Below are 22347 nucleotides of genomic sequence, written 5' to 3'. Positions count from 1 at the left end.
ATGATAATTAAAATTTATATTTTTCATATTTTTATTTTTTAGTATTTTTAAGTCATTAAATTTTTAAACGTATTTTTTATTTAACCAACTTTCTAATATAATAACTGCTGAAAAAGAATGAATATTATCCCTATTTAATTTTTTAAACCCTCCTGTTTGAAACATTATTGATTTAGCTTCTACAGTACTTAATCGTTCGTCATGCATTTTTACTATAATGTTAAATTTATATTTTAATAAAAACGCGAATTTTTCTGATTTTTTTGTGATTTTTTGTTTAGTGCCATTGATATTAAGAGGAAGACCTACTATCAAGAGTTGAGGTTCCCAATGTTTTAATAATCTTTTTACAGCATCCCAATTAGGAGCTCCGTTATGTGCTTTTAAAGTATTTAATGGTCTTGCTTTATTAAGAATATTTTCTCCTACTGCTGCTCCTATTCTTTTTGTTCCAAAATCAAATGCAATTACTATCATGATGTAATCTCTGTTGTGTTTTTTGTTCGATATAATCTAATAAAATACTAGTAATAGAAATTTTTTGTTCTGATTCAATTTCACAAATTCCTGTAGGACTTGTCACGTTAATTTCAGTTAATTTATCACCTATAATATCTAATCCAACAAATATTAATCCTTTTCTTTGTAAAATTGGAGCTAAATAATTAGCTATTGTCCAATCATTTTTATTTAATAATTGTATTTTAGCTTGTCCTCCAACAGCTAAATTAGCTCTTGTTTCTCCAGTTTGAGGTATTCTAGCTAGACACCATGGTATAATTTTTCCATTAACGATTAAAACTCTTTTGTCACCAATATTTATTTTTGGCAAATAGGCTTGAACCATACAAAACTTTGTTTCATAATGAGTCATATTTTCTATAATAACTGAAAAATTAGGGTCATCTTGTTTAATACGAAATATACTAGTACCTCCCATTTTATTTAGTGGTTTTACAACAATGTCTTTATGTTTTTTCCAAAACTTACGTATTCTATCAGAATTTCTTGTGACTAAAGTATCTGTTGTAAATTCCGAAAACCAAGAGATAAAAATTTTTTCATTACAATCACGTAAACTTTGTGGTTTATTAACGATTAACACTCCTGTATTTTCTGCACGTTCTAGTATATATGTTGAATAAATAAATTCTGTATTAAATGGTGGATCTTTTCTCATTAAAATAACATCTAATATATTTAAAGGGATGTTTGTTTCATCAATAATTTTATACCATTTTTTTATATTTTTTTCTATATGGATCAAACGTACTCTTGCATATGGATGACCATTTTGTAAATAAAGATCATTGATTTCCATATAGTAAATTATATGATTTCTTTTTTGAACTTCTAATAAGATAGCGAAACTTGAATCTTTTTTAATGTTAATAGATTCAATAGAATCCATGACGATTCCAACTTTTAAGTTTGTTTTTTTATACATCTATTTAATCTTAGTTAATTGAAAAAGATATTTTTTAAAAAAATTTTTTGAAAACAGACGATATTTTTTTATATTTGATTTAAAAATTTTAAATATTTATATTTATCAAATTAAAATAATATTATTTTTTAAAATATATCGAAAAATTATTTTTGTAAAATTTTTTTATGTATTTACATCATTTTTTTAAAAAATTAATTTTTAATTATTAATCATATTTATTACCTGAGTAATTGTCAAATCTAGACCAGTGCCCATTAAAAGTTAAACAGACTGTACCAATTGGACCATTTCTTTGTTTTCCTATTATTATCTCTGCGATACCTTTAAAGTCACTATTTTCATGATAAATTTCATCACGATATATAAACATTATTAAATCTGCATCTTGTTCTAAAGAACCGGATTCACGTAAATCTGAATTTACAGGTCTTTTATCTGATCTTTGTTCTAAAGATCGGTTAAGCTGTGACAATGCTATTACTGGAACTTGCAGCTCTTTTGCCAATGCTTTTAATGTTCTAGATATTTCTGCAATTTCGAGAGTTCGATTTTCTGACAAAGAAGGTACTCTCATAAGTTGTAAATAATCGACCATAATTAAAGTTAGTCCATTGTTTTCGCGATAAATTCTGCGTGCTCTCGAACGCACTTCACTAGGAGTTAGTGCTGAAGAATCATCAATGTAAATATTCTTTTTTTTAAGTAATACATTAATTGTTCCAGACATACGCGCCCAATCTTCATCATTCAATTGTCCAGTACGAATTCGAGCTTGATTTACTCTAGATAGAGAAGCTAACATACGCATCATAATTTGCTCACCAGGCATCTCTAAACTAAAAATAAGAACTGGTTTATCATAAAGCATAGCAGCATTTTCGCATAAGTTCATTGCAAATGTTGTTTTTCCCATCGAAGGTCTAGCAGCAATAATAATTAGTTCAGAACGCTGTAATCCTGATGTTTTTTTGTTTAGATCTTGATATCCTGTATTAATGCCTGTGACTCCATCATGTGGTGATAGAAATAATTTTTCGATACTAGAAACAGTTTCATCAAGAATTTGTTCTACATTTTTTGGGCCTGAATCTTTTTTAAAACGTTTTTCTGCAATTTTAAAAACACTCGATTCTGCATAATCTAATAATTCTTCACTTTTTCTACCTTGTGTATCATATCCAGCATTAGCAATTTTATTAGCTACTAATATCATTTCTCTTACTATGGCACGTTCTCGAACTATATCAGCATATGCAGTAATATTAGCTGTACTAGGTGTATTTTTTGATAGTTCAGCTAAATAGGAAAATCTACCTACACTTTCTAACTTACCTTTTTGTTCTAAAGATTCAGATAGAGTAATCAAATCAATTGGATATCCTAAGTCAAGAAGTTGTTGCATTTCTTGAAATATTAAACGATGGGGTTTACTAAAAAAATCATCTGCAACAACATGTTCTGAAACTGTATCCCATTGTTCATTATCTAACATTAAACCACCTAATACAGATTGTTCTGCTTCTAAAGAATGTGGTGGGATTTTTAATCTGTTAATTTGATGTAAATATAATTTATTTTTAGCCATATTTATTGCATATACCATTATTTAGTGAATCTCTATGAAATTATATCGTAATATTGCAATAGTACATCATTTACGAATTGATCTATCTAGATCCTTTTTAAAAATCTTTTGTTTAATATAAATTTAAAATTTTATTAAATTTTTATTAATACAACTCTATTTACTACTAACAAAATTATTCACATGTTTTTAATGTTTTATAATTAAAAAACATGCGATTGTTTTTTTAACTTATTATGTTTTTTACTTACTAAAATAGTAATAATTAAATTTATTTAAATAAATTATTTAGAAGGGTTTGTAATATTTTTTGCATTTTAATTTTATTAAAATTTACAATAAAAAATTGAATAAATAGGGAAATTATAATTCTTTTGAAATCTTAAAAAAATAATATAGCATTTTTATAAATTTGATCATACTAAATAAAATATTTAGCATGTATAATTAAAATTTATTATCTAAAAAAAAGATTATTATGTTTATTAATTTTGAAAAATGGAGTTTTTATTATGGCAAGTAGAGGTGTTAACAAAGTCATTCTTATTGGACATTTAGGACAAGATCCAGAAGTACGTTATATGCCTAATGGTAATGCAGTTGTAAATATGACATTAGCAACTTCAGAAAACTGGAAAGATAAAAATACTGGAGAAAACAAAGAAAAAACTGAGTGGCATAGAATAGTATTATTTGGTAAATTAGCAGAAATTGCAGGTGAATATCTTCGAAAAGGTTCTCAAGTATACATTGAAGGATCATTGCAAACTAGAAAATGGCAAGATCAAAATGGACTGGAACGTTATACAACAGAAATTGTTGTAAATATTAGTGGTACGATGCAAATGTTAGGAAATCGTAATTCTAATCTACAAACTGTCTCAAAAAATGATAATAATATTATTTTACCGAAAACAAAAAAAACAGAAAAAGTAGATTTTGAAAATCAATCTGAAAAATACAAATCCGATAAAGATTCAATGAATAATTCTTCAGAAATAGATTTTGATGATGAAATACCTTTTTAATATGTATAGAAAAAAATATGTTTTTAGGCCCCAATTGTTTTGGGGCTCTATATTTTAACGTTTTAAAATATATTTAAAGATTGTAAAATTTTTAAACAAAATTCTTTTTTATGAGAAATAAATGGCATATGAGCTGCTTTTTTAATAATACTAGAATTAGTGTTCGGCCATTTTTTATCTAATATTTTTACTATTTTTTTAGGAACTAAACTATCTAATGCACCATATATACGTAATAAAGGAACTTCTAGAAGATTCATTTCTAAACGTAAATCTACATATAAAATGATTTCTAGATTATTTTGTAAAAAATTTAAACTTGGTTTTTCTTCAGAAAATAATATTTTTTTTAAAATATTTATATCTTTAATATATTGTTTTTTGTTGGTGATTTGTAAATTTAAAAAATTATCTATTGTTCTGTAATAATTTTTTTTTAAATTTTCATAAAAATATTGAACTGTATTTTTCTTAATTCCTGGCCAGTTTGGTTTTTCTATAAAACATGGAGACGAGGCAACAGTAACTACAGCTAATATATCTTTCGGATAAGATAGAGCTAATTTACTAGCAATTAATCCACCCATAGACCATCCCATCCAAATAGATTTTTTTGGCATATGATCATGTAAAATTTCAACTATTTGATCTATTTTCATAGGGAATAGTTTTTTATTTTTCCCAAAACCTGGTAAATCGATTAAATAAAATTTAAAAAAAAATTGTAATTCTTTTATAATGAACAGCCATATTTTTGAATGTAAACCCCATCCACTAAGTAAAATAATATTTTTTTTTCCTTTTCCTGCAATGTTATAATAAAATTTTTGCATTTACTTTCCTTTTGTTATATAAAAAATTTTAATTAAATTAATCAAGAACATTTAAAATTTTCTTTATTTTTAAATTTTGTTGTTTTTTTTTAATAAATCAGTAAAATTAATTAATCAAATATATTTATTTTAAATAAAAATTATGATTACTATTTCTGAAAGTGCACAACACCATTTTAGATCACTTTTATCAAAAGAACCTGACGGAACTCAAATACGTGTTTTTATTACAAATCCTGGAACACCTATGGCAGAATGCGGAGTTGCATATTGTTCAATAGATGAAGTAGAAAAATCAGATATTCGATTCGAATATAATCAATTTTCTATTTACATTAATAAAGATCTTATTTCATTTTTAAAAAATGCTGAAATTGATCTTATTGTTGATAAAATTAGTTCTCAATTAACTTTAAAAGCTCCATATGCTAAAAGCAATATTTTTCAAAAAAAATATTCTTCATTAGAAGATAAAATAAAATATTTTTTAAATGTTGAAATTAATCCTCAATTATTAATGCATGGAGGGGAAGTCAATTTAATTGAAATTGATCAAAAAAATGGAACGGCTATTATACAATTTCGTGGTGGTTGTAATGGATGCTCTATGATAGGAATCACTTTGAAAGAAACCGTTGAAAAAAAACTTTTAGCTGCTTTTCCTGAAATCAAAAAAGTATATGATGGAACAGAACATTTACATGGACAACATTCATTTTATTAATTTGAAATCTAATTAATTCATTGTGGTTAAGATTAATAAAGTATTAATACACTATGTAAATTATTTTGAATTTTCAGTGGATTTTTTATTTAAAATGTTTTGACTTAACAAAAAATGTAATTTAGTTAAAGCTGCCTCTATAGTTAAATTATAGCTGTTAATTACATCAACTTTTATAAGAGAATTGCTGGTCGCATATCCGTTCATATTTACTCTTCTAGATATACATTGTGTTAAATTAATAATACGTTTTTACATGCTAAATATAATTCGTTTATTGAAAAAATCTCGATTTTGAGGTGCATTTCCTGTGTCATATGTACATAGTATGATGTCTTTGGATAAAGTATAAACAATTTTTAATCACTTGTGCTTATATACCTAAATAAATGCTAATTATACCATTAGGTTGAAGTATAATTTGATAGATTTTGAATCTGTTTCGATAATTTTTGATTTCTTTTTATAAAGCAAACAAGTATCTTTTTCTACTTCAAGAAATGATCGTAAATGAGTAGAAGAAAACGCATCTAACCTATTTTCATCTAATTTGGTTGTTCTATTTCCTCTATAAAGTTTATGATTAAAAAAAAGAGTGACTTCATTAATAGAATAGTATGTTGCTATTAAAAGAGCATTTAATAAGTTTTGACGAGCATTTCAATGAACTTCTGATACAGGACTCTGAGAGCCTGTTATAATCACTAGTTTTTTTCAATTCTCAAATATGAATGATAAAACCGATGCTGTATATGTCATCGTGTTTGTTCTATGTAAAATAACAAATCGATCATATTTAAAATAGTTTTTTTAATATCATTAGCAATAATTTTTTCATTTTTTTGTTGTCATATTAGAAGAGTCAAGTAATGGTTGGTATTCTTTTATAGTGAAATATAGGATTTTTTTTATGAGATTCTAACTTTTCAATAGTTGTGTTTAAAGAAATCCAGAACTTGAAATATATCCAGATTTTTATATTTGCATACCAATAGTATCACCTCTATATACAATATATATAAATCTTTTTTTCATTTATTAATTCTTTTTATTTTTTTAAGAATATGATTCACGCTTAAAAATAAAGTATATCTTAATATAATGTTACTATTTTTTTTAAATAAATCAAGTCAACTAAATATATAAAATGAATGAATAATTTTTTGCATATTATTTTTTAATAAATATTTAACAATATTTAAGTATTTCAAATGAGTATATATATTATGTTTGATTTAAATTATAAACAGGAATTAAATAAAAGAAGAACCTTTGCTATTATTTCTCATCCTGATGCTGGTAAAACTACTATTACTGAAAAAATGTTATTATTTGGAAAAGTAATTCGTACTTCTGGAGTAGTTAAAGGTACAGGCAATATAAAATACGCTAAATCTGATTGGATGGATATTGAAAAAAAACGTGGTATTTCTGTTACTACTTCTGTGATGCAATTTACATATAAAAAATTTTTAATTAATTTATTAGATACTCCAGGTCATAAAGATTTTTCAGAAGACACATATCGCATTCTTACTGCAGTAGATTCTTGTTTAGTTGTTATTGATGCAGCTAAAGGTATTGAAGAACGCACACAAAAATTAATTGATGTTACACGTATGCATAATACTCCTATCATTACATTTATTAATAAATTAGATCGTGATAGTCGAGACCCAATAGAAATTTTAGATGAAATCGAAAAAAAATTAAAATTAAGTTGTATTCCTGTGACTTGGCCTATTAGTTGTGGAAGAAATTTTAAAGGCGTTTATCATATTTATGAGAAGATAATTTATCTATATAAAAATAAAGTATCGCAAACACAATCTTTATCAAGAATTGAAGGTTTTTATAATTTATCTAGCACTGTTTTAGATCAATATATTGGAACTATATTAGCTAATCAAGTACGTCAAGAATTAGATTTAATAATGAATGTATATGCTAAATTTGATAGTCAAAAGTTTTTGAAAGGGCTTTTAACACCTATTTTTTTTGGTAGTGCGCTTGGAAATTTCGGTGTTGATCATGTATTAACCAGTCTAATAAAATGGGCACCTCCTCCTTTATCTCGTCAAACTTATACACGTCAAGTAAATCCTCAAGAGAAAGCATTTACAGGTTTTGTTTTTAAAATTCAAGCTAACATGGATTTAAAACATCGTGATCGTATAGCTTTTATCAGGATTGTTTCTGGTCAATACACAAAAGGAATGAAATTAAGACATGTACGTATTAAAAAAAACATTATTATTTCTGATGTTTTTTCTTTTTTAGCTGGAGATAGATTGTTAATAAAAAAAGCTTATCCTGGTGATATAATAGGATTTCATAATCATGGAACAATTCAAATTGGGGATACTTTTACAGAAGGAGAAGATATTAAATTTATTGGTATACCTAGTTTTGCACCAGAAATGTTTCGTCGAATTTATTTAACAAATCCTCTTCAGCAAAAACAATTAATTAAAGGCTTAAAACAATTATCAGAAGAAGGAACTATACAAGTATTTCGTCCAATTAATAATAACAATTTGATTTTAGGTGCAATTGGCATTTTACAATTTGACGTTGTTATTGAACGTTTAAAAATGGAATATCATATAGATGCCCAGTATGAAGAAATTAATGTTGTAGTTGCTCGCTGGATTAGATCTAAAACTCATTTACATCTTGATTCTTTTAAAAATAATAACAGTATGTATTTAGCATATGATATTTTTAATAATTTAATATATTTAGCTCCTAGCCAGGCTAATTTGAATATAGTTATGAATGAATATTCTGATATAATATTCGATAAAATGAGAACAAAAAACCAATAATTCTTTAAAAAAATAAAAGAATTATTTTTAATTAATTTTTGGATATTTAATAATGAAACGAGTTGTTTTAATTGTATTAGATTCTTTTGGAATCGGTTCTAGTTTCGATGCAAATAAATTCGATGATGTTGGTTCAGATACATTTGGACATATAGCAGAAAAATGTTTTTTAGGTTTAGCTAATATAAACAGAAAAGGTCCGCTATATATTCCTAATTTAGTAAAATTAGGAATTATTAAGGCTGCGAAAAAATCTACAGGACAATGTCCTTTAGGGTTTAAAGATAATGAAAAAGTGATAGCTAGTTATGGATTTTCCAGCGAGATTTCTTCTGGAAAAGATACTACTTCAGGACATTGGGAAATTGCAGGGGTACCTATTTTAGGTAATTGGTTTTATTTTAAAGAAAAATATAATAGCTTTCCTGACGTATTGTTAAATAAAATTATCAATTATTGTAAATTACCAGGTATTATAGGAAATTGTCATGCGTCAGGCACAGATATTATCTATAATTTAGGTGAAAAACATATTAAAACAAAACAACCAATTTTATATACTTCTTCAGATTCTGTTTTGCAAGTAGCATGTCATGAAGTTTTTTTTGGATTATCAAAACTTTATAAATTATGTGAAATTATTCGCATGATTTTAGATGATGGTGGATATAAAGTTGCTCGAGTTATTGCTAGACCTTTTATTGGAGATTATAAATTAAACTTTCGACGTACAGATAATAGGCGTGATTTTTCAATCAAACCTTTTTCTACGACAGTTATGGAAAAACTAATATCTGAAAAAAAAGGAAAAGTTATTGGAATTGGTAAAATTTCTGATATTTACGCTGGAATAGGTATAAGTAAAAAAGTCAAGTCAACTGGTCTAAAAGATTTATGTGATAGTACGATTAATGAAATAAAATTATCTAAAGATGATACTATGATTTTTACTAATTTAGTAGATTTTGATTCAAATTGGGGTCATCGTCGAGATGTTTCTGGGTATGCTAAAGGATTAGAATATTTCGATTCTAGATTGTCTGAAATCATAAATTTGATTACTGAAAAAGATTTGTTAATATTAACTGCAGATCATGGGTGTGATCCCACTTGGAAAGGAACAGATCATACAAGAGAAAACGTTCCAATATTAATTTATTCACCTATTATAAAGCCTTTTTATTTAGGATACCGTAAAACCTTTTCAGATATAGGTCAAACTATCGCTAAGTATTTTTTACTATCTGATATGGAATATGGTAAAAACATGTTTCAATAATTTAAAAAAATATTTTTGATATTTAAAAAAGGAAAAAAATTAGTGTCTACACTTCATATTAATAGTAAAAAAAATGACTTTTCCGACATAGTTCTTATGCCAGGTGATCCCTTACGGGCTAAATATATTGCTGAAAATTATTTAAATAATTTTTATCAAATTAATAATACTCGTTTGATGTTGGCTTATACTGGATTTTATAAAAATAGAAAAGTTTCGATTATGAGTCATGGTATAGGAATACCATCTGCTTCACTATACGTTAGGGAATTGATTGTTGGATATGATGTAAAAAAAATTATTCGTATTGGGACTTGTGGTGCTGTAAGAGACGATATAAAATTACGTGATATAGTAATTAGTATGGGTGCTTGTACTGACTCAAAAGTGAACAGAATAAAGTTTAATAATCATGATTTTTGTGCTCTTTCTGATTTTAATATGCTTTACAAAACAGTTGAAATTTCAAAAAAATTAAATATTAATGTTCATGTTGGTAATTTTTTCACTACTGATTCTTTTTATAATGATGATGCAAAAATGTTAAAAATTTTAAAAAAATATAATGTTCTGGGAGTAGACATGGAAACTGCAGGAATATATGGAATCGCATCTGAATTTAAGGCAAAAGCATTATCAATATGTACTGTTTCGGATCATATTGTAAAACAAGAAAGTATATCATCCGGCGATAGAGAATCTAGTTTTAATGATATGATTAATATAGCTTTAGAATCTATTTTTTAATTTAAAATTTTTGGTGAGAAAGGGATTCGAACCCTTGATACGTTTCCATATACACGCTTTCCAAGCGTGCTCCTTAAGCCTCTCGGACATCTCACCGTTTTAAAATTTTTTTATACTATAAAAGTAAATATATTAATCTAAAAAAAATAACTACGTCAAGTTTTTACTACAAAAAAAACGAAATTTAATTTTATTTATTACATTTTATATAATTAGTAAAATTATATTCGTACATAGCTGAATAAACAAAATCATATTTATTTTAATAGAATATATTTTTTTATTTGAGTATAATTCTTTATGTTATTACTTTAAATTACAGTATGCAATTAACAGGAATAGATTTTATTATGAAACATTAAAAATAATCTTGTAATATACTAAAATGTTTTTAATTGAAATAATTTCAACACTAATGATAGTTCTTCGTATTGTATTTATAAAATAAATTATAAAATTTTTTTATTGATTTTATTTCATTATGAACTTGTATTTATGTCCTGCCAGCAGATATATTTCATGCTGGTTTTATTAACGAATTATTTAATAATAAAAATATGGCAGAAAAACGAAATATTTTTCTAATAGGACCAATGGGTGCCGGGAAAAGTACTATTGGTCGTCAATTATCTCAACAATTGAATATTGAATTTTTTGATTCTGATCAAGAAATTGAAAAGCGTACTGGTGCTGATATCAGTTGGGTTTTTGATATAGAAGGTGAAAATGGTTTTCGTTTAAGAGAACAAAAAATTATTAATGAATTAACTCAAAAACAAGGAATTGTTCTTGCTACAGGTGGCGGTTCAGTTAAATTCAAAGAAACTCGTAATTGTTTATCAGCTCGTGGTATTGTCGTTTATTTAGAAACAACAATTGAAAAACAATTGTCACGTACTAAACGAGACAAAACAAGACCATTATTACAAGTTCCTACTGCCAATCGCATTATATTAGAAAATTTAGCAAATGAAAGAAATCCTTTATATGAAGAAATTGCAGACATAACGATTCAAACTGATAAAAATAGTGCTAAAGTTGTAGCTTTTAATATAATTAATTTATTAGAAAAATTGTAATATTAGCACTTAGAATAAAAATTTCACGGAGTGTAAAAAAATTTGAAACGGTTGAAAGTTATTCTCGGAAAACGTAGTTATCCTATTAGTATTGGTTCTAATATTATTGAAAAAGACGATATTTTTTTGCCTTTAAAACCTGGTAATCAAGCAATGCTAGTTACAAATAAAACATTAGCTAATCTTTTAAAAGATAAAGTAGTTTATCATTTAAGAAAATCAGGGATAAAAATAGATCAAGTCATTCTCTCAGATGGAGAGCAGTATAAAACGTTAAATGAAATGGAAGTTATTATTTCAGCATTATTAGAGAAAAAACATACTCGTAGTACTACTTTGATTGCATTAGGTGGAGGAGTGATAGGTGATCTAACTGGATTTGCTGCTTCTATTTATCAAAGAGGTATACGTTTTATTCAAATCCCAACCACGCTTTTAGCTCAAGTAGATGCTTCTATTGGTGGCAAAACAGGTGTCAATCATGTTCTTGGAAAGAATATGATTGGTTCTTTTTGGCAACCATCTTCTGTTATTATTGATATTGATTGCTTAAAAACACTTCCATGTAATGAATTAATTTCTGGTATGGCAGAAGTTATTAAGTATGCGATTCTTTTTGATGCAAACTTTTTTTCTTGGTTAGAAGAAAATATTAAAGATGTTTTATTACTTAATAAAAAATTGCTTACTTATTGTATAAAAAAATGTTGTGAATTAAAATCCCAATTAATTTCAGTTGATGAAAGAGAAAGTAATTTTAGAGCATTATTAAATCTTGGTCATACATATGGTCATGCTATTGAAGCTCATTCTGGTTATGGTAGTTGGTTACATGGTGAAGCAATATCAGTAGGTATAGTTATGGCAGGACGTACTGCAGAAATACTTGGATATTTTAAAAAAGAAGATTTACAAAGAATTATTGCATTAATGAAAAAAACTGGTTTACCTGTAAAAGGTCCTAAAAATATGTCACCTGCTTCATATATTCCTTATATGATGAGAGATAAAAAAGTTATTTCAGGTGAGATTAGATTAGTTTTACCTTTATCGATTGGAAAAGCAGAAGTTTATAATAATATAGATAAAAATATTGTTTTAACTGCTATTAAAAATTCTTAGTAAATTTTTTTATCAAAAAAATTAAAATGATCGAGGATCATATATTTATCAATATGTTTAATAGTATTTTTCTCTTATATAGTTTTATTTTTTTAAACACAACATATTTCGTATTCGTTCTAAAAAAATAGAATGGATATATTTCATAAAGATTTTTGGTATTTGTAAATAATCAATAAAACTATAAAGAGAAAAAATATTTTTCAGATAAAAAACTGAAAAACAATTATAAAAATCAAAATAAAAATATGCAATAGAAAAATTTATTTATTAAATATTTTAAAAAATTTTTTATAATTTTATTTATAAATAATTATAGGAAAATTGATATGAAAAAGTTTTTTTTAGCAGCTTCAATTTTATCTGCCGATTTTGCACGTTTAGGAGAGGATACAAAAAATGTGATTGATTCAGGAAGCGATTTAATACATTTTGATGTCATGGACAATCACTATGTACCTAATTTAACTATGGGTCCTATGATCCTACAATCTTTGCGAAATTATAATATTACCGCTCCAATTGATGTTCATTTAATGGTTAAACCGGTAGATAATCTAATCCCTCAATTTGCAAAAGCTGGTGCTACTTTTATTACTTTTCATCCAGAAGCTACAGATCATATCGAACGTACGTTAACTTTAATTAAAGAACATGGATGTAAAGCAGGATTAGCGTTTAATCCAACTACACCACTTAATTTTCTTGATTACATATTAGAAAAACTAGATTTAATTTTACTTATGTCAGTGAATCCTGGTTTTGGTAATCAATCTTTTTTACGATCTACATTAAAAAAATTACGTGAGGTAAAAAAAATTATTGATACTAATTTTTCAGATATCCTTTTAGAGGTGGATGGAGGAATAAAATTAGAAAATATTGCGGAAATAGCTTTATCTGGAGCAAATGTTTTTGTAATTGGAACTGGTTTATTTCAGCATGCAAATTATAATTTGATTATAAAAAAAATTCGAAAAGAATTACGAGATGTTTATTCGAAACGTATTCATTAACATTAGAGTATAAAATGATTTCTTCTAAACCTATTTTATTTAGTGCTATACAACCTACTGGTAATATCACTATTGGAAATTATATTGGCACTATGCGTCATTGGTCTATATTACAAAATAATTATGACTGTTTTTACTGTATTGCAGATTTACATTCACTTACTACATTAGAAAATAATTTTTTTCTAAAAAAATCAATATTAGATACATTATCGTTTTATTTAGCATGTGGAGTAAATCCTGAAAAAAGTGTTGTGTTTGTTCAATCTCATGTTTACCAACACAGCCAATTAAACTGGATTCTAAATTGTTATACTCAATTTTCTGAATTATTTCGTATGACACAGTTTAAAAAAAAGAGAAAAACAAAACATGATCATATAGAAAAAATTAATGTAGGTTTGTTTAATTATCCTGTTTTAATGGCATCAGATATTTTATTATATCAGACAAATTTTGTTCCAGTTGGAAGTGATCAAAAACAACATATAGAATTGACACGTAATATAGCAAATCGTTTTAATTCTTTATACAGTAGTGATGTGTTCACAATACCTAAACCTTTAATTAATCAATATGGTTGTAAAATTATGTCTTTATTAGAACCTAATAAAAAAATGTCTAAATCTGATATTAATAAAAATAATGTTATTTTTTTATTAGATGATATTTCTTCAGTAAATTTAAAGATTAAACAATCTATAACTGATTCAGACAAATCATGTAAAATATATTATGATAGAAAAAAAAAACCAGGTATTTCAAATTTATTAGAAATTCTTTCTGCTATCTCTAATAAAGATATCGATGTTTTATCACGAGAATTAGAAGGTATCATGTATGCAGAATTTAAAAATATTGTTTCAGATGCTATATCAAAATTTTTATGTAAACTGCAAAAATCTTATATTAATTATCGTCGGGATGAATCATTTTTAAAAAAAATAGCTTATGAAGGTGCTATAAAAGCTCGATTAAAATCTGAAAAAACTTTACAAAAAGTACAATCTAAACTAGATTTTTTTTCTATTTTTTAAATAAACTAGAAAGCAATTCTCTTCCAGTTTATTTGTAGATGTAAAAGTGATTAACAATACTTTATTTTAAACATATTATTAAAAATTCTTTTTAAGTAATTTTTTGATATGTTTTATGCATATAAATGAATATAGATAAAAAAACAACTATAGCATATAAAATATTTGAACCAATTAAAGTAGCATATAGTCCTTTTTTTTCTACAATAGGACTAGTTAGAATAAATGTTAAAACAGTTCCCATAGTTCCAAATAATAAAATAAAATTTATTACCTTTGGAGAGGGTTTTTTTGTTTCTAATGATGCTAATGTAATAATAATTGTATAAATAGCACTAGAAAAAAAACCTAAACTAATAATAATGCATTGCAGTGCTAAAAAATTTTTATTGTTAATAAAACTATACATAAGTAAAGTAGATATACTTGAAAGAAATATAAACATATGATGTAAATTAAAAAATTTAATAAAAAAACTGAAAAACCACATACCAATCATATAAGACATCCAAAACTTACTAACCAAACTTCCTGTTTTTATTATGTTTAAATTCATAATTTCAGTAATATATTGTGGAACCCAAGAAATAAAACTTAATTGTCCTAAGATATAAAGTAATGCTGCAATAGATAATAAAAAAATATTAATATTCCATTTTTCTTTTTCTTCTTGCTCATTGTTATCTATCTTATGTTTTAAGTTTGGAAAACGTACGTTAATTGTTAATATAAAAATAAATAGATAAATTCCTCCTATACATATGTAAATCCAATACCATGTAACCTTTTTTTCTAAAAGATAAGCAGCAATAATAGGAAATATCATTCCTGACATACTAAAAAATGAATCAGTTAATAGTAGTTTAGAACCTCTTTGTCTTCCTGAATATAAGTAAGTAATAAGAAATGTACCAATTGACATAGTCATACCACTTACTAATCCGAGTATAAACATGTTGATAGAAAAATACATGATATGATTACTATAGACTATACCGACTATTGCTAGAATGGTTAAAAAAAATCCTAATATCAATTGTTTTTTTAATGATATATATTCTATCATCCAGGAATTTAATAGAATAGATAACAATATTCCAGCATTTAAAAAAGTAAATGTATTACTTATTTGAGATATCGACAAATGAAAGTAATTAGAAATATTTCCTATTATCATACCCGTTACTACAATTAATGCGCCTGTAAATGCATAAGAAAAAAAACTAATCCATGTAAGAGCAGTTTGATTAATGTTTTTCATTTTTTGGATTCCATTTTTTAAAAAATTTTAAATTTTAAAAAATTGTCATCTAAAATACTTATAAGTATTCATACTTTTAAATATATTTATAAGAATTTGTAAACAATCTTATTATTTTTTAATATTTAAAAAAAATTAGATTAATATTTTAAATATTTAAGTTTAATTTTGATATAATATAATGTATATTTCATCTTAAAAATTGATTTTTTAAATACTTGATTTAATAAAATTATAAATATCACATCTAAAAAAATATTTTTTATATATAAAATTTTTAAAAACTAAATTTTGCTTTTTTATACAGTTATAATTTTTTTACAAAAAAAGCAATTTTTTTATGGACCCAAAAAAGAAAAATATATTCATTTTCTGCATAAATTTCGGCCATATTATTAAGTTAACATAGTTTGTCATAAAAAACTTTCAAAATAATAAATCAAGATATATTATCTTATAAGTTATATGTATATAAATGAACGATCTTTTGATATTATCTAACATATTAATTTTATTTAGTTTTATATCACATATATTTTTTTAATTACCATGTGAAACGATAAAAAAATTTTTAAAATAGAATGTTATTTTTCACGTAAAAATATAATTTAAAAAATTAAATTATTTGTTTATGAGAATTTTTTACTATTTTAAAATAACACATATAAAATATTTTAAAAAATTTCACCTTCAACTCCTATTGAATATTTCATATCTATAATTTAATGATTTCACATAGTAAAAAAATATTAATAATATATGTCTTATTGATTATTGAATGATTCAAAAATCGGATAACAAATATTCTTTTGAACTAAAAGAAATGAAAAATTGTTTTAATTTTTCCAAAAACATGCGAACTAAAGACTTATTAATTAAGATAGTATGAAAATTGCATTTTTTATAACATATATAAGATTCCAAAATATTTTTTTGATATGTGATGTATTTAATAACTAAAAATCATACTATATCTTTTTTCAGATATTGTATTATTTATAATAATGATTTTAATGTAAGAGTAAAATTTTTTCTAAAATACTTTAGAAAAAATATTTCTATACAATTAAACTATTTTTTATTTTTCAAAGATTTCAATAAATTGCAATGTTAGTAATACCTAAAAAAGTTTTTATTCATTAAATATTAGTTGAAATATATACATATTTTAGGAGTATTAAATGATTTTTTTTATTCTAAAAAAACTAATGTTATTTTTTATCATATTATATGTTCCAAAATCGTTTGCAGACTCAATATGTTTAAATCATATTAATGTGAAACTACATTCGGAAATAAAAAATACATTTAAAAATGATGACGATAAATTAGGTTATGCATTAGGTGTGTCATTAGGAAATTATATTAATCAATCTTTTGAAAAGCAAAAAAAAATAGGTGTAAATTTAGATAAAGATAGTCTTGTAAAAGGAGTTCAAGATGCTATTTCTGGTAATTTAAAATTACCGCAGCAAGAGATTGCTGGGATTCTTATAAAGTTAGAAGAAAAATTAAAAAGTGCAACTAAAATTCAATTAGAAAAAAATGCGAAAGAAAATTTTATCCAGGGAGAATTATATATGAAAAATTTTTCTCATCACAAAGGTGTCAAAAAAACATCTAGCGGTCTTTTATATTTAATAGAAAAACTGGGTGAAGGTGAATCATTAAAAGATAATACAAAAATTACTGTGCATTATAAAGGTACATTAATTAATGGAGTAGAATTTGATAATTCTTATAAAAGAGGAGAACCTGTATCATTAATGTTAAAAGATGTTATATTAGGTTGGCAAGAAGGTTTAAAATATATAAAAAAAGGTGGTAAAATAAAATTAGTCATACCTCCTCATTTAGGATATGGAGAAAACGCAATTATTAATATTCCAGGAAATTCGACTTTGATTTTCGATATAGAATTATTAGATGTAATTAATTCGGAGTCTTAATATTCTTATCAAATAATTAACGTTTAACATTTTATCTTCGTCTAAATTCTTATGAAAACTTTAATATGAATTATACAATATTAGTGACAGGTGCTGTTTATGGAACACAAAATTCAAGTACTGCATTTCTTTTTTGTCAATCTTTAGTCAAAACAAAACATAAATTACATAGTGTGTTTTTTTATTGTGATGGTGTACTTAATGCTAACAAAATAACTACGCCCGCAAGTGATGAGTTTAATCTTATTAAAGCATGGCAAAAATTAAATAAAAAATATAAAGTAAAGTTATATGTTTGCAATAGCGCAGCTCTTAGACGAGGTGTATCAGAAGATGAAAAAACTTCAAATATATGTTCTAAAAAAGGTAATGTAGCACTCTATTTTGAATTAAGTGGATTAATAGAATTAGCTCATTCTATAAAAATATGTGACCGTATAATACAATTTTAATTTGGTATATTTAATATCATGAACAAAATTGCTTTTGTTTTTTCGCATTCACCACATGGAACTAGTTTTGGTAGAGAAGGACTAGATGCTATTTTTGGTGTGTCTTCTATTTTAAAAAAAATCAGTTTATTTTTTATTGGTGATGGTGTATTACAATTAATAAAAAGTTATCGTTCGGAAAGAATTTTAGCACGAAATTATACTTCTGCTTTTTCAATATTATCTTTCTATAATATTAAAAATTTTTATTGTTGTAAATCATCTTTATTAGAAAGAGGTTTAAATTTTAACACAAATTTTATATTAAATGTAAATGTATTAGATTCATGTGTTTTGCGTTTAAAGTTAGTCAGCTATGATGCAATTATTAATTTTTAAGGTACATAAATATGTTACATACTTTAATGAAATCTCCTTTTTTGAGCAATATTTCGCTGCTTACAAGTATGTTAAAAACATCAGATTCTTTTTTAGCTCTTCAAGATGGTGTATTGATTGGATTAATAGATAATATTTTTTTAAAAAATATAATCATGTCCTCAGCAAAATTATATCTTATAAAAGACGATGTTTATGCTAGAGGTATCCAAAAAAATATCTCTAATAAATTTGTTTTAATTAGTTATATTCATTTCGTTTCATTGACACTTAAACATAAACAACAAATGACTTGGTAAAATACCAGTTTAAAGTTAATTTATTATATCCAACCTAAAAATCTTCATATATAGAAGAATCGTGATATTTATATTATCTTGATATTTTTTTAAAAAATCAATTAGAAATAGGAGTTTCTATGGCCACAGTTAATCAATTGGTCCGTAAACCTCGTTTACGAAAAGTAACTAAAAGTAATGTTCCCGCATTAGAAGGAAGTCCTCAAAAAAGAGGTGTTTGTACTAGGGTGTATACCACGACTCCTAAAAAACCTAATTCAGCACTTCGTAAAGTATGTCGAGTAAGATTAACTAATGGATTTGAAGTTACTGCTTATATTGGAGGTGAAGGTCATAACTTACAAGAACATTCTGTTATTTTGATAAGAGGAGGTCGAGTTAAAGATTTACCTGGAGTACGATATCATGTCATTAGAGGTTCGTTAGATTGTGCTGGTGTGAAAGAACGTAAAAAAGGTCGTTCTAAATATGGAGTTAAAAAACCTAAAACTTAAATACATTGTTTTAGATATCAATCTTACAATATTATTAATTATTTACATTTATTTAAATTATATGGGGTTGTTATGCCACGTCGTCGTATTATTGGATCTCGAAAAATTTTACCAGATCCAAAATTTTGTTCAGAATTATTAGCTAAATTTATTAATATTCTCATGATAGATGGTAAAAAATCTATTGCTGAAGTTATTGTCTATACTGCATTAAAAAATTTATCTCAACGTACAGAAAAAAAAGAGTTAGAAGCATTTGAAATTGCTTTAGAAAATGTACGTCCAACAGTAGAAGTGAAATCTCGTCGCGTCGGTGGTTCAACATATCAAGTCCCAGTAGAAGTACGTCCAGTTCGGAGAAATGCTTTAGCTATGCGTTGGATTGTAGAATCTGCTCGTAAACGTACAGATAAATCTATGTCTTTACGCTTATCAAATGAATTATATGATGCAGTTGAAAACAAAGGAACAGCAGTAAAAAAAAGAGAAGAAGTGCATCGAATGGCAGAAGCTAATAAAGCTTTTGCTCATTATCGTTGGTAATTTTGTTAAACTTTTATTATATATATGATATATAAATTATATTGAGACAATGATCTTAATGAGTTTGATAGAGTTTAATTTTTAAAAATTTAGACATAAGAGAAAAATAATGTCTCGTATAACACCAATTTCTCGGTATCGTAATATTGGAATTAGCGCTCATATAGATGCTGGAAAAACAACTACTACAGAAAGGATTTTATTTTATACAGGAATTAATCATAAAATTGGGGAAGTTCATGACGGTGCTGCCACTATGGACTGGATGGAACAAGAGCAAGAAAGAGGTATTACTATTACATCCGCTGCAACTACAGCTTTTTGGAGTGGTATGGCAAAGCAATTTAAACCGCATAGAATCAATATTATTGATACACCTGGACATGTTGATTTTACCATAGAAGTAGAAAGATCAATGCGTGTATTAGATGGAGCTGTTATGGTTTACTGTGCAGTAGGAGGAGTACAACCACAATCAGAAACTGTTTGGCGACAAGCTAATAAATATAAAGTTCCTCGTATAGCTTTTGTTAATAAAATGGATCGTATGGGAGCTAATTTTTTGAAGGTAGTAAAACAAATTAAAAAACGTTTAGGAGCCAATGCTGTTCCTTTACAATTAGCTATTGGTTCTGAAGATAATTTTATCGGTATTATAGATTTAATAAAAATGAAGGCAATTTATTGGCAAGATTTTGATCAAGGTGTGAGTTTTAATTATGATGAAATTCCTAAAGATATGTATGTTTTGGCGGAAAAATGGCATCAAAATTTAATTGAATCCGCTGTTGAATCTGATGAAGATCTTTTAGAAAAATATTTAAATGGTATTGCTTTATCTGAAGAAGAGATTAAATCTAGCTTAAGGAAAAGAGCTTTAAATGATGAAATTATACTTGTTACTTGTGGTTCAGCGTTTAAAAATAAAGGCGTGCAAACATTATTAGATGCAATCATTGAATATTTACCTGCTCCTAATGATATTCAAGATATCAAAGGTGTATTAAATGATCATATAAATACTCCTGAAATTAGATCTTCAAATGATACAGCTCCTTTTTCTGCATTAGCATTTAAGATTGCCAACGATCCGTTCGTAGGTAATTTAACTTTTTTTCGTGTTTATTCGGGAGTTGTAAAATGTGGAGATATTGTATTTAATTCTGTTAAAACTCAAAAAGAAAGATTTGGTAGAATTGTTCAAATGCATGCGAACAAAAGAGAAGAAATAAAAGAAGTTTATGCTGGTGATATTGCTGCAGCTATTGGTTTAAAAGATGTTACTACTGGAGATACTTTATGTGATTTAAATCAACCGATCATATTGGAAAAAATGGAGTTTCCAGAGCCAGTTATATCTATTTCTGTAGAACCTAAAACAAAAGTAGATCAAGAAAAAATGGGCTTAGCCTTAGCAAGATTAGCAAAAGAAGATCCATCTTTTCGAGTGTGCACTGATCAAGAGTCAAATCAAACCATCATTTCTGGAATGGGTGAACTACATTTAGAAATCATTGTTGATCGTATGAAAAGAGAATTTAGTGTAGATGCTAACATTGGTAAACCTCAAGTAGCATATCGTGAAACTATTTTAAAAAAAGTAAAAGATATTGAAGGTAAACATATTAAACAATCAGGTGGAAGAGGCCAATATGGTCATGTTGTTATAGAATTATTTCCATTAGAACCGGGAGGTTCAGGTTATGTCTTCATAAATGATATAAAAGGAGGAGTTATACCTAACGAATATATTTCAGCTATTGATAAAGGAATTCAAGAACAACTGAAATATGGTCCATTAGCTGGATATCCAGTAGTAGATATTGGTGTGCGTCTTTACTTTGGTTCTTATCATGATGTTGATTCTTCTGAATTAGCATTTAAATTAGCGGCTTCTTTTGCATTTAAAGATGGATTTAAGAAAGCAAATCCAGTTTTATTAGAACCTATTATGAAAGTAGAGGTGGAAACTCCAGATGATTATATGGGAGATGTTATTGGTGATTTAAATCGTAGAAGAGGCATTATTGAAGGTATGAAAGATTTATCAATTGGAAAAATTATTAAAGCATGCGTGCCTTTATCTGAGATGTTCGGTTATGCTACTGATTTGCGTTCTCAAACTCAAGGAAGAGCTTCATATTCTATGGAATTTTTAAAATATATAGAAGCACCTGCTAACATTTCTACAACTATTATTGAAAACAGAGAAAAGTAAAAGTTTTATATAATATATATAATGT

22 protein-coding genes, 1 tRNA gene and 1 pseudogene are annotated in these 22347 nt (G+C 25.8%); 16 read left to right on the top strand and 8 right to left on the bottom strand.

Annotated elements, in window-relative coordinates:
• Positions 1 to 63: 63 nt before the first annotated feature.
• The 3 genes from ruvX to dnaB all read right to left on the bottom strand — a co-directional run bounded on the left by ruvX (position 64) and on the right by dnaB (position 3053).
• Positions 64 to 477 (bottom strand): Holliday junction resolvase RuvX, encoded by a 414-nt coding sequence (gene ruvX / locus ATN01_RS02765; RefSeq protein WP_075433550.1) that lies wholly within the window; start codon positions 475 to 477, stop codon positions 64 to 66.
• Positions 458 to 1447 carry a glutathione synthase gene (gene gshB, locus ATN01_RS02760; RefSeq protein WP_075433549.1) on the bottom strand — a complete coding sequence of 330 codons (990 nt, stop codon included), beginning with the start codon at positions 1445 to 1447 and terminating at the stop codon, positions 458 to 460. The genes ruvX and gshB overlap by 20 nt, the downstream gene beginning before the upstream one ends.
• A gap of 208 nt (positions 1448 to 1655) precedes the next feature.
• Positions 1656 to 3053, bottom strand: coding sequence for a replicative DNA helicase (dnaB, locus tag ATN01_RS02755; protein WP_075433548.1), 1398 nt, complete (start codon positions 3051 to 3053; stop codon positions 1656 to 1658).
• 494 nt (positions 3054 to 3547) lie between these two features.
• Between dnaB and ATN01_RS02750 the strand changes: the two genes are divergently transcribed.
• On the top strand, positions 3548 to 4063 hold the full coding sequence (locus ATN01_RS02750) for a single-stranded DNA-binding protein (RefSeq protein ID WP_075433547.1): 516 nt from the start codon (positions 3548 to 3550) through the stop codon (positions 4061 to 4063).
• A 62-nt stretch (positions 4064 to 4125) separates the two neighbouring features.
• Here the strand turns inward: ATN01_RS02750 and bioH are convergent, their stop codons facing one another.
• On the bottom strand, positions 4126 to 4896 hold the full coding sequence (gene bioH, locus ATN01_RS02745) for a pimeloyl-ACP methyl ester esterase BioH (protein ID WP_075433546.1): 771 nt from the start codon (positions 4894 to 4896) through the stop codon (positions 4126 to 4128).
• Positions 4897 to 5038: 142 nt separating this feature from the next.
• On the opposite strand from bioH, the gene ATN01_RS02740 reads away from it, so the two are divergent.
• Positions 5039 to 5620 (top strand): NfuA family Fe-S biogenesis protein, encoded by a 582-nt coding sequence (locus ATN01_RS02740; RefSeq protein WP_075433545.1) that lies wholly within the window; start codon positions 5039 to 5041, stop codon positions 5618 to 5620.
• Positions 5621 to 5680: 60 nt separating this feature from the next.
• Here the strand turns inward: ATN01_RS02740 and ATN01_RS03220 are convergent, their stop codons facing one another.
• Entirely contained in the window at positions 5681 to 5863 is a 183-nt protein-coding gene (locus ATN01_RS03220) for a hypothetical protein (protein ID WP_420480888.1), read from the bottom strand.
• 153 nt (positions 5864 to 6016) lie between these two features.
• Positions 6017 to 6409: pseudogene (locus ATN01_RS03215) on the bottom strand (asparaginase domain-containing protein); the annotation flags it as partial.
• Positions 6410 to 6846: 437 nt separating this feature from the next.
• Between ATN01_RS03215 and ATN01_RS02730 the strand changes: the two are divergent.
• Genes ATN01_RS02730 through deoD form a run of 3 tightly spaced genes read left to right on the top strand, consistent with a single transcriptional unit; the run spans position 6847 to position 10474 of the window.
• Complete coding sequence (locus ATN01_RS02730; protein ID WP_075433624.1) at positions 6847 to 8448, top strand: peptide chain release factor 3; 1602 nt, start codon at positions 6847 to 6849, stop codon at positions 8446 to 8448.
• A gap of 52 nt (positions 8449 to 8500) precedes the next feature.
• Positions 8501 to 9727, top strand: a complete 1227-nt coding sequence (locus ATN01_RS02725; RefSeq protein ID WP_075433544.1) for a phosphopentomutase — start codon at positions 8501 to 8503, stop codon at positions 9725 to 9727.
• Between the two features lie 42 nt (positions 9728 to 9769).
• Positions 9770 to 10474 (top strand): purine-nucleoside phosphorylase, encoded by a 705-nt coding sequence (deoD, locus tag ATN01_RS02720; RefSeq protein ID WP_075433543.1) that lies wholly within the window; start codon positions 9770 to 9772, stop codon positions 10472 to 10474.
• A gap of 11 nt (positions 10475 to 10485) precedes the next feature.
• Here deoD and ATN01_RS02715 read toward each other — a convergent pair.
• Positions 10486 to 10570, bottom strand: a tRNA-Ser gene (locus ATN01_RS02715).
• A 461-nt stretch (positions 10571 to 11031) separates the two neighbouring features.
• Here ATN01_RS02715 and aroK point away from each other — a divergent pair.
• From aroK to trpS, 4 genes are all read left to right on the top strand, one after another.
• Positions 11032 to 11553 (top strand): shikimate kinase AroK, encoded by a 522-nt coding sequence (gene aroK / locus ATN01_RS02710; protein WP_075433542.1) that lies wholly within the window; start codon positions 11032 to 11034, stop codon positions 11551 to 11553.
• 42 nt (positions 11554 to 11595) lie between these two features.
• Positions 11596 to 12675, top strand: coding sequence for a 3-dehydroquinate synthase (gene aroB / locus ATN01_RS02705; protein WP_075433541.1), 1080 nt, complete (start codon positions 11596 to 11598; stop codon positions 12673 to 12675).
• A 329-nt stretch (positions 12676 to 13004) separates the two neighbouring features.
• The gene (gene rpe / locus ATN01_RS02700) at positions 13005 to 13691 is read left to right on the top strand and encodes a ribulose-phosphate 3-epimerase (RefSeq protein ID WP_075433540.1); all 687 of its coding nucleotides are present in this window, start codon (positions 13005 to 13007) and stop codon (positions 13689 to 13691) included.
• 14 nt (positions 13692 to 13705) lie between these two features.
• Complete coding sequence (gene trpS, locus ATN01_RS02695) at positions 13706 to 14728, top strand: tryptophan--tRNA ligase (RefSeq protein ID WP_075433539.1); 1023 nt, start codon at positions 13706 to 13708, stop codon at positions 14726 to 14728.
• A gap of 91 nt (positions 14729 to 14819) precedes the next feature.
• On the opposite strand, the gene tsgA is transcribed toward trpS, so the two are convergent.
• Positions 14820 to 15989 (bottom strand): MFS transporter TsgA, encoded by a 1170-nt coding sequence (gene tsgA, locus ATN01_RS02690; RefSeq protein WP_075433538.1) that lies wholly within the window; start codon positions 15987 to 15989, stop codon positions 14820 to 14822.
• 1181 nt (positions 15990 to 17170) lie between these two features.
• Here tsgA and fkpA point away from each other — a divergent pair.
• The 7 genes from fkpA (at position 17171) to fusA (ending at position 22322) form a co-directional block, all read left to right on the top strand.
• Positions 17171 to 17938, top strand: coding sequence for an FKBP-type peptidyl-prolyl cis-trans isomerase (fkpA, locus tag ATN01_RS02685; RefSeq protein WP_075433537.1), 768 nt, complete (start codon positions 17171 to 17173; stop codon positions 17936 to 17938).
• 65 nt (positions 17939 to 18003) lie between these two features.
• Entirely contained in the window at positions 18004 to 18390 is a 387-nt protein-coding gene (gene tusD / locus ATN01_RS02680; RefSeq protein ID WP_075433536.1) for a sulfurtransferase complex subunit TusD, read from the top strand.
• A gap of 18 nt (positions 18391 to 18408) precedes the next feature.
• Positions 18409 to 18768, top strand: coding sequence for a sulfurtransferase complex subunit TusC (tusC, locus tag ATN01_RS02675; protein WP_075433535.1), 360 nt, complete (start codon positions 18409 to 18411; stop codon positions 18766 to 18768).
• Between the two features lie 11 nt (positions 18769 to 18779).
• Complete coding sequence (gene tusB, locus ATN01_RS02670) at positions 18780 to 19067, top strand: sulfurtransferase complex subunit TusB (RefSeq protein ID WP_075433534.1); 288 nt, start codon at positions 18780 to 18782, stop codon at positions 19065 to 19067.
• A gap of 119 nt (positions 19068 to 19186) precedes the next feature.
• Entirely contained in the window at positions 19187 to 19561 is a 375-nt protein-coding gene (rpsL, locus tag ATN01_RS02665) for a 30S ribosomal protein S12 (RefSeq protein WP_075433533.1), read from the top strand.
• 72 nt (positions 19562 to 19633) lie between these two features.
• Positions 19634 to 20104, top strand: a complete 471-nt coding sequence (rpsG, locus tag ATN01_RS02660) for a 30S ribosomal protein S7 (protein WP_075433532.1) — start codon at positions 19634 to 19636, stop codon at positions 20102 to 20104.
• A 109-nt stretch (positions 20105 to 20213) separates the two neighbouring features.
• On the top strand, positions 20214 to 22322 hold the full coding sequence (gene fusA, locus ATN01_RS02655; protein WP_075433531.1) for an elongation factor G: 2109 nt from the start codon (positions 20214 to 20216) through the stop codon (positions 22320 to 22322).
• The last annotated feature ends 25 nt before the right edge of the window (positions 22323 to 22347 follow it).

It is taken from the genome of Buchnera aphidicola (Diuraphis noxia) (assembly GCF_001700895.1).
Lineage (GTDB): Bacteria > Pseudomonadota > Gammaproteobacteria > Enterobacterales > Enterobacteriaceae > Buchnera > Buchnera aphidicola_D.
The sequence above is the reverse complement of the archived record's forward strand: the minus strand, read 5'-3'. Positions and strand labels throughout refer to the sequence as shown.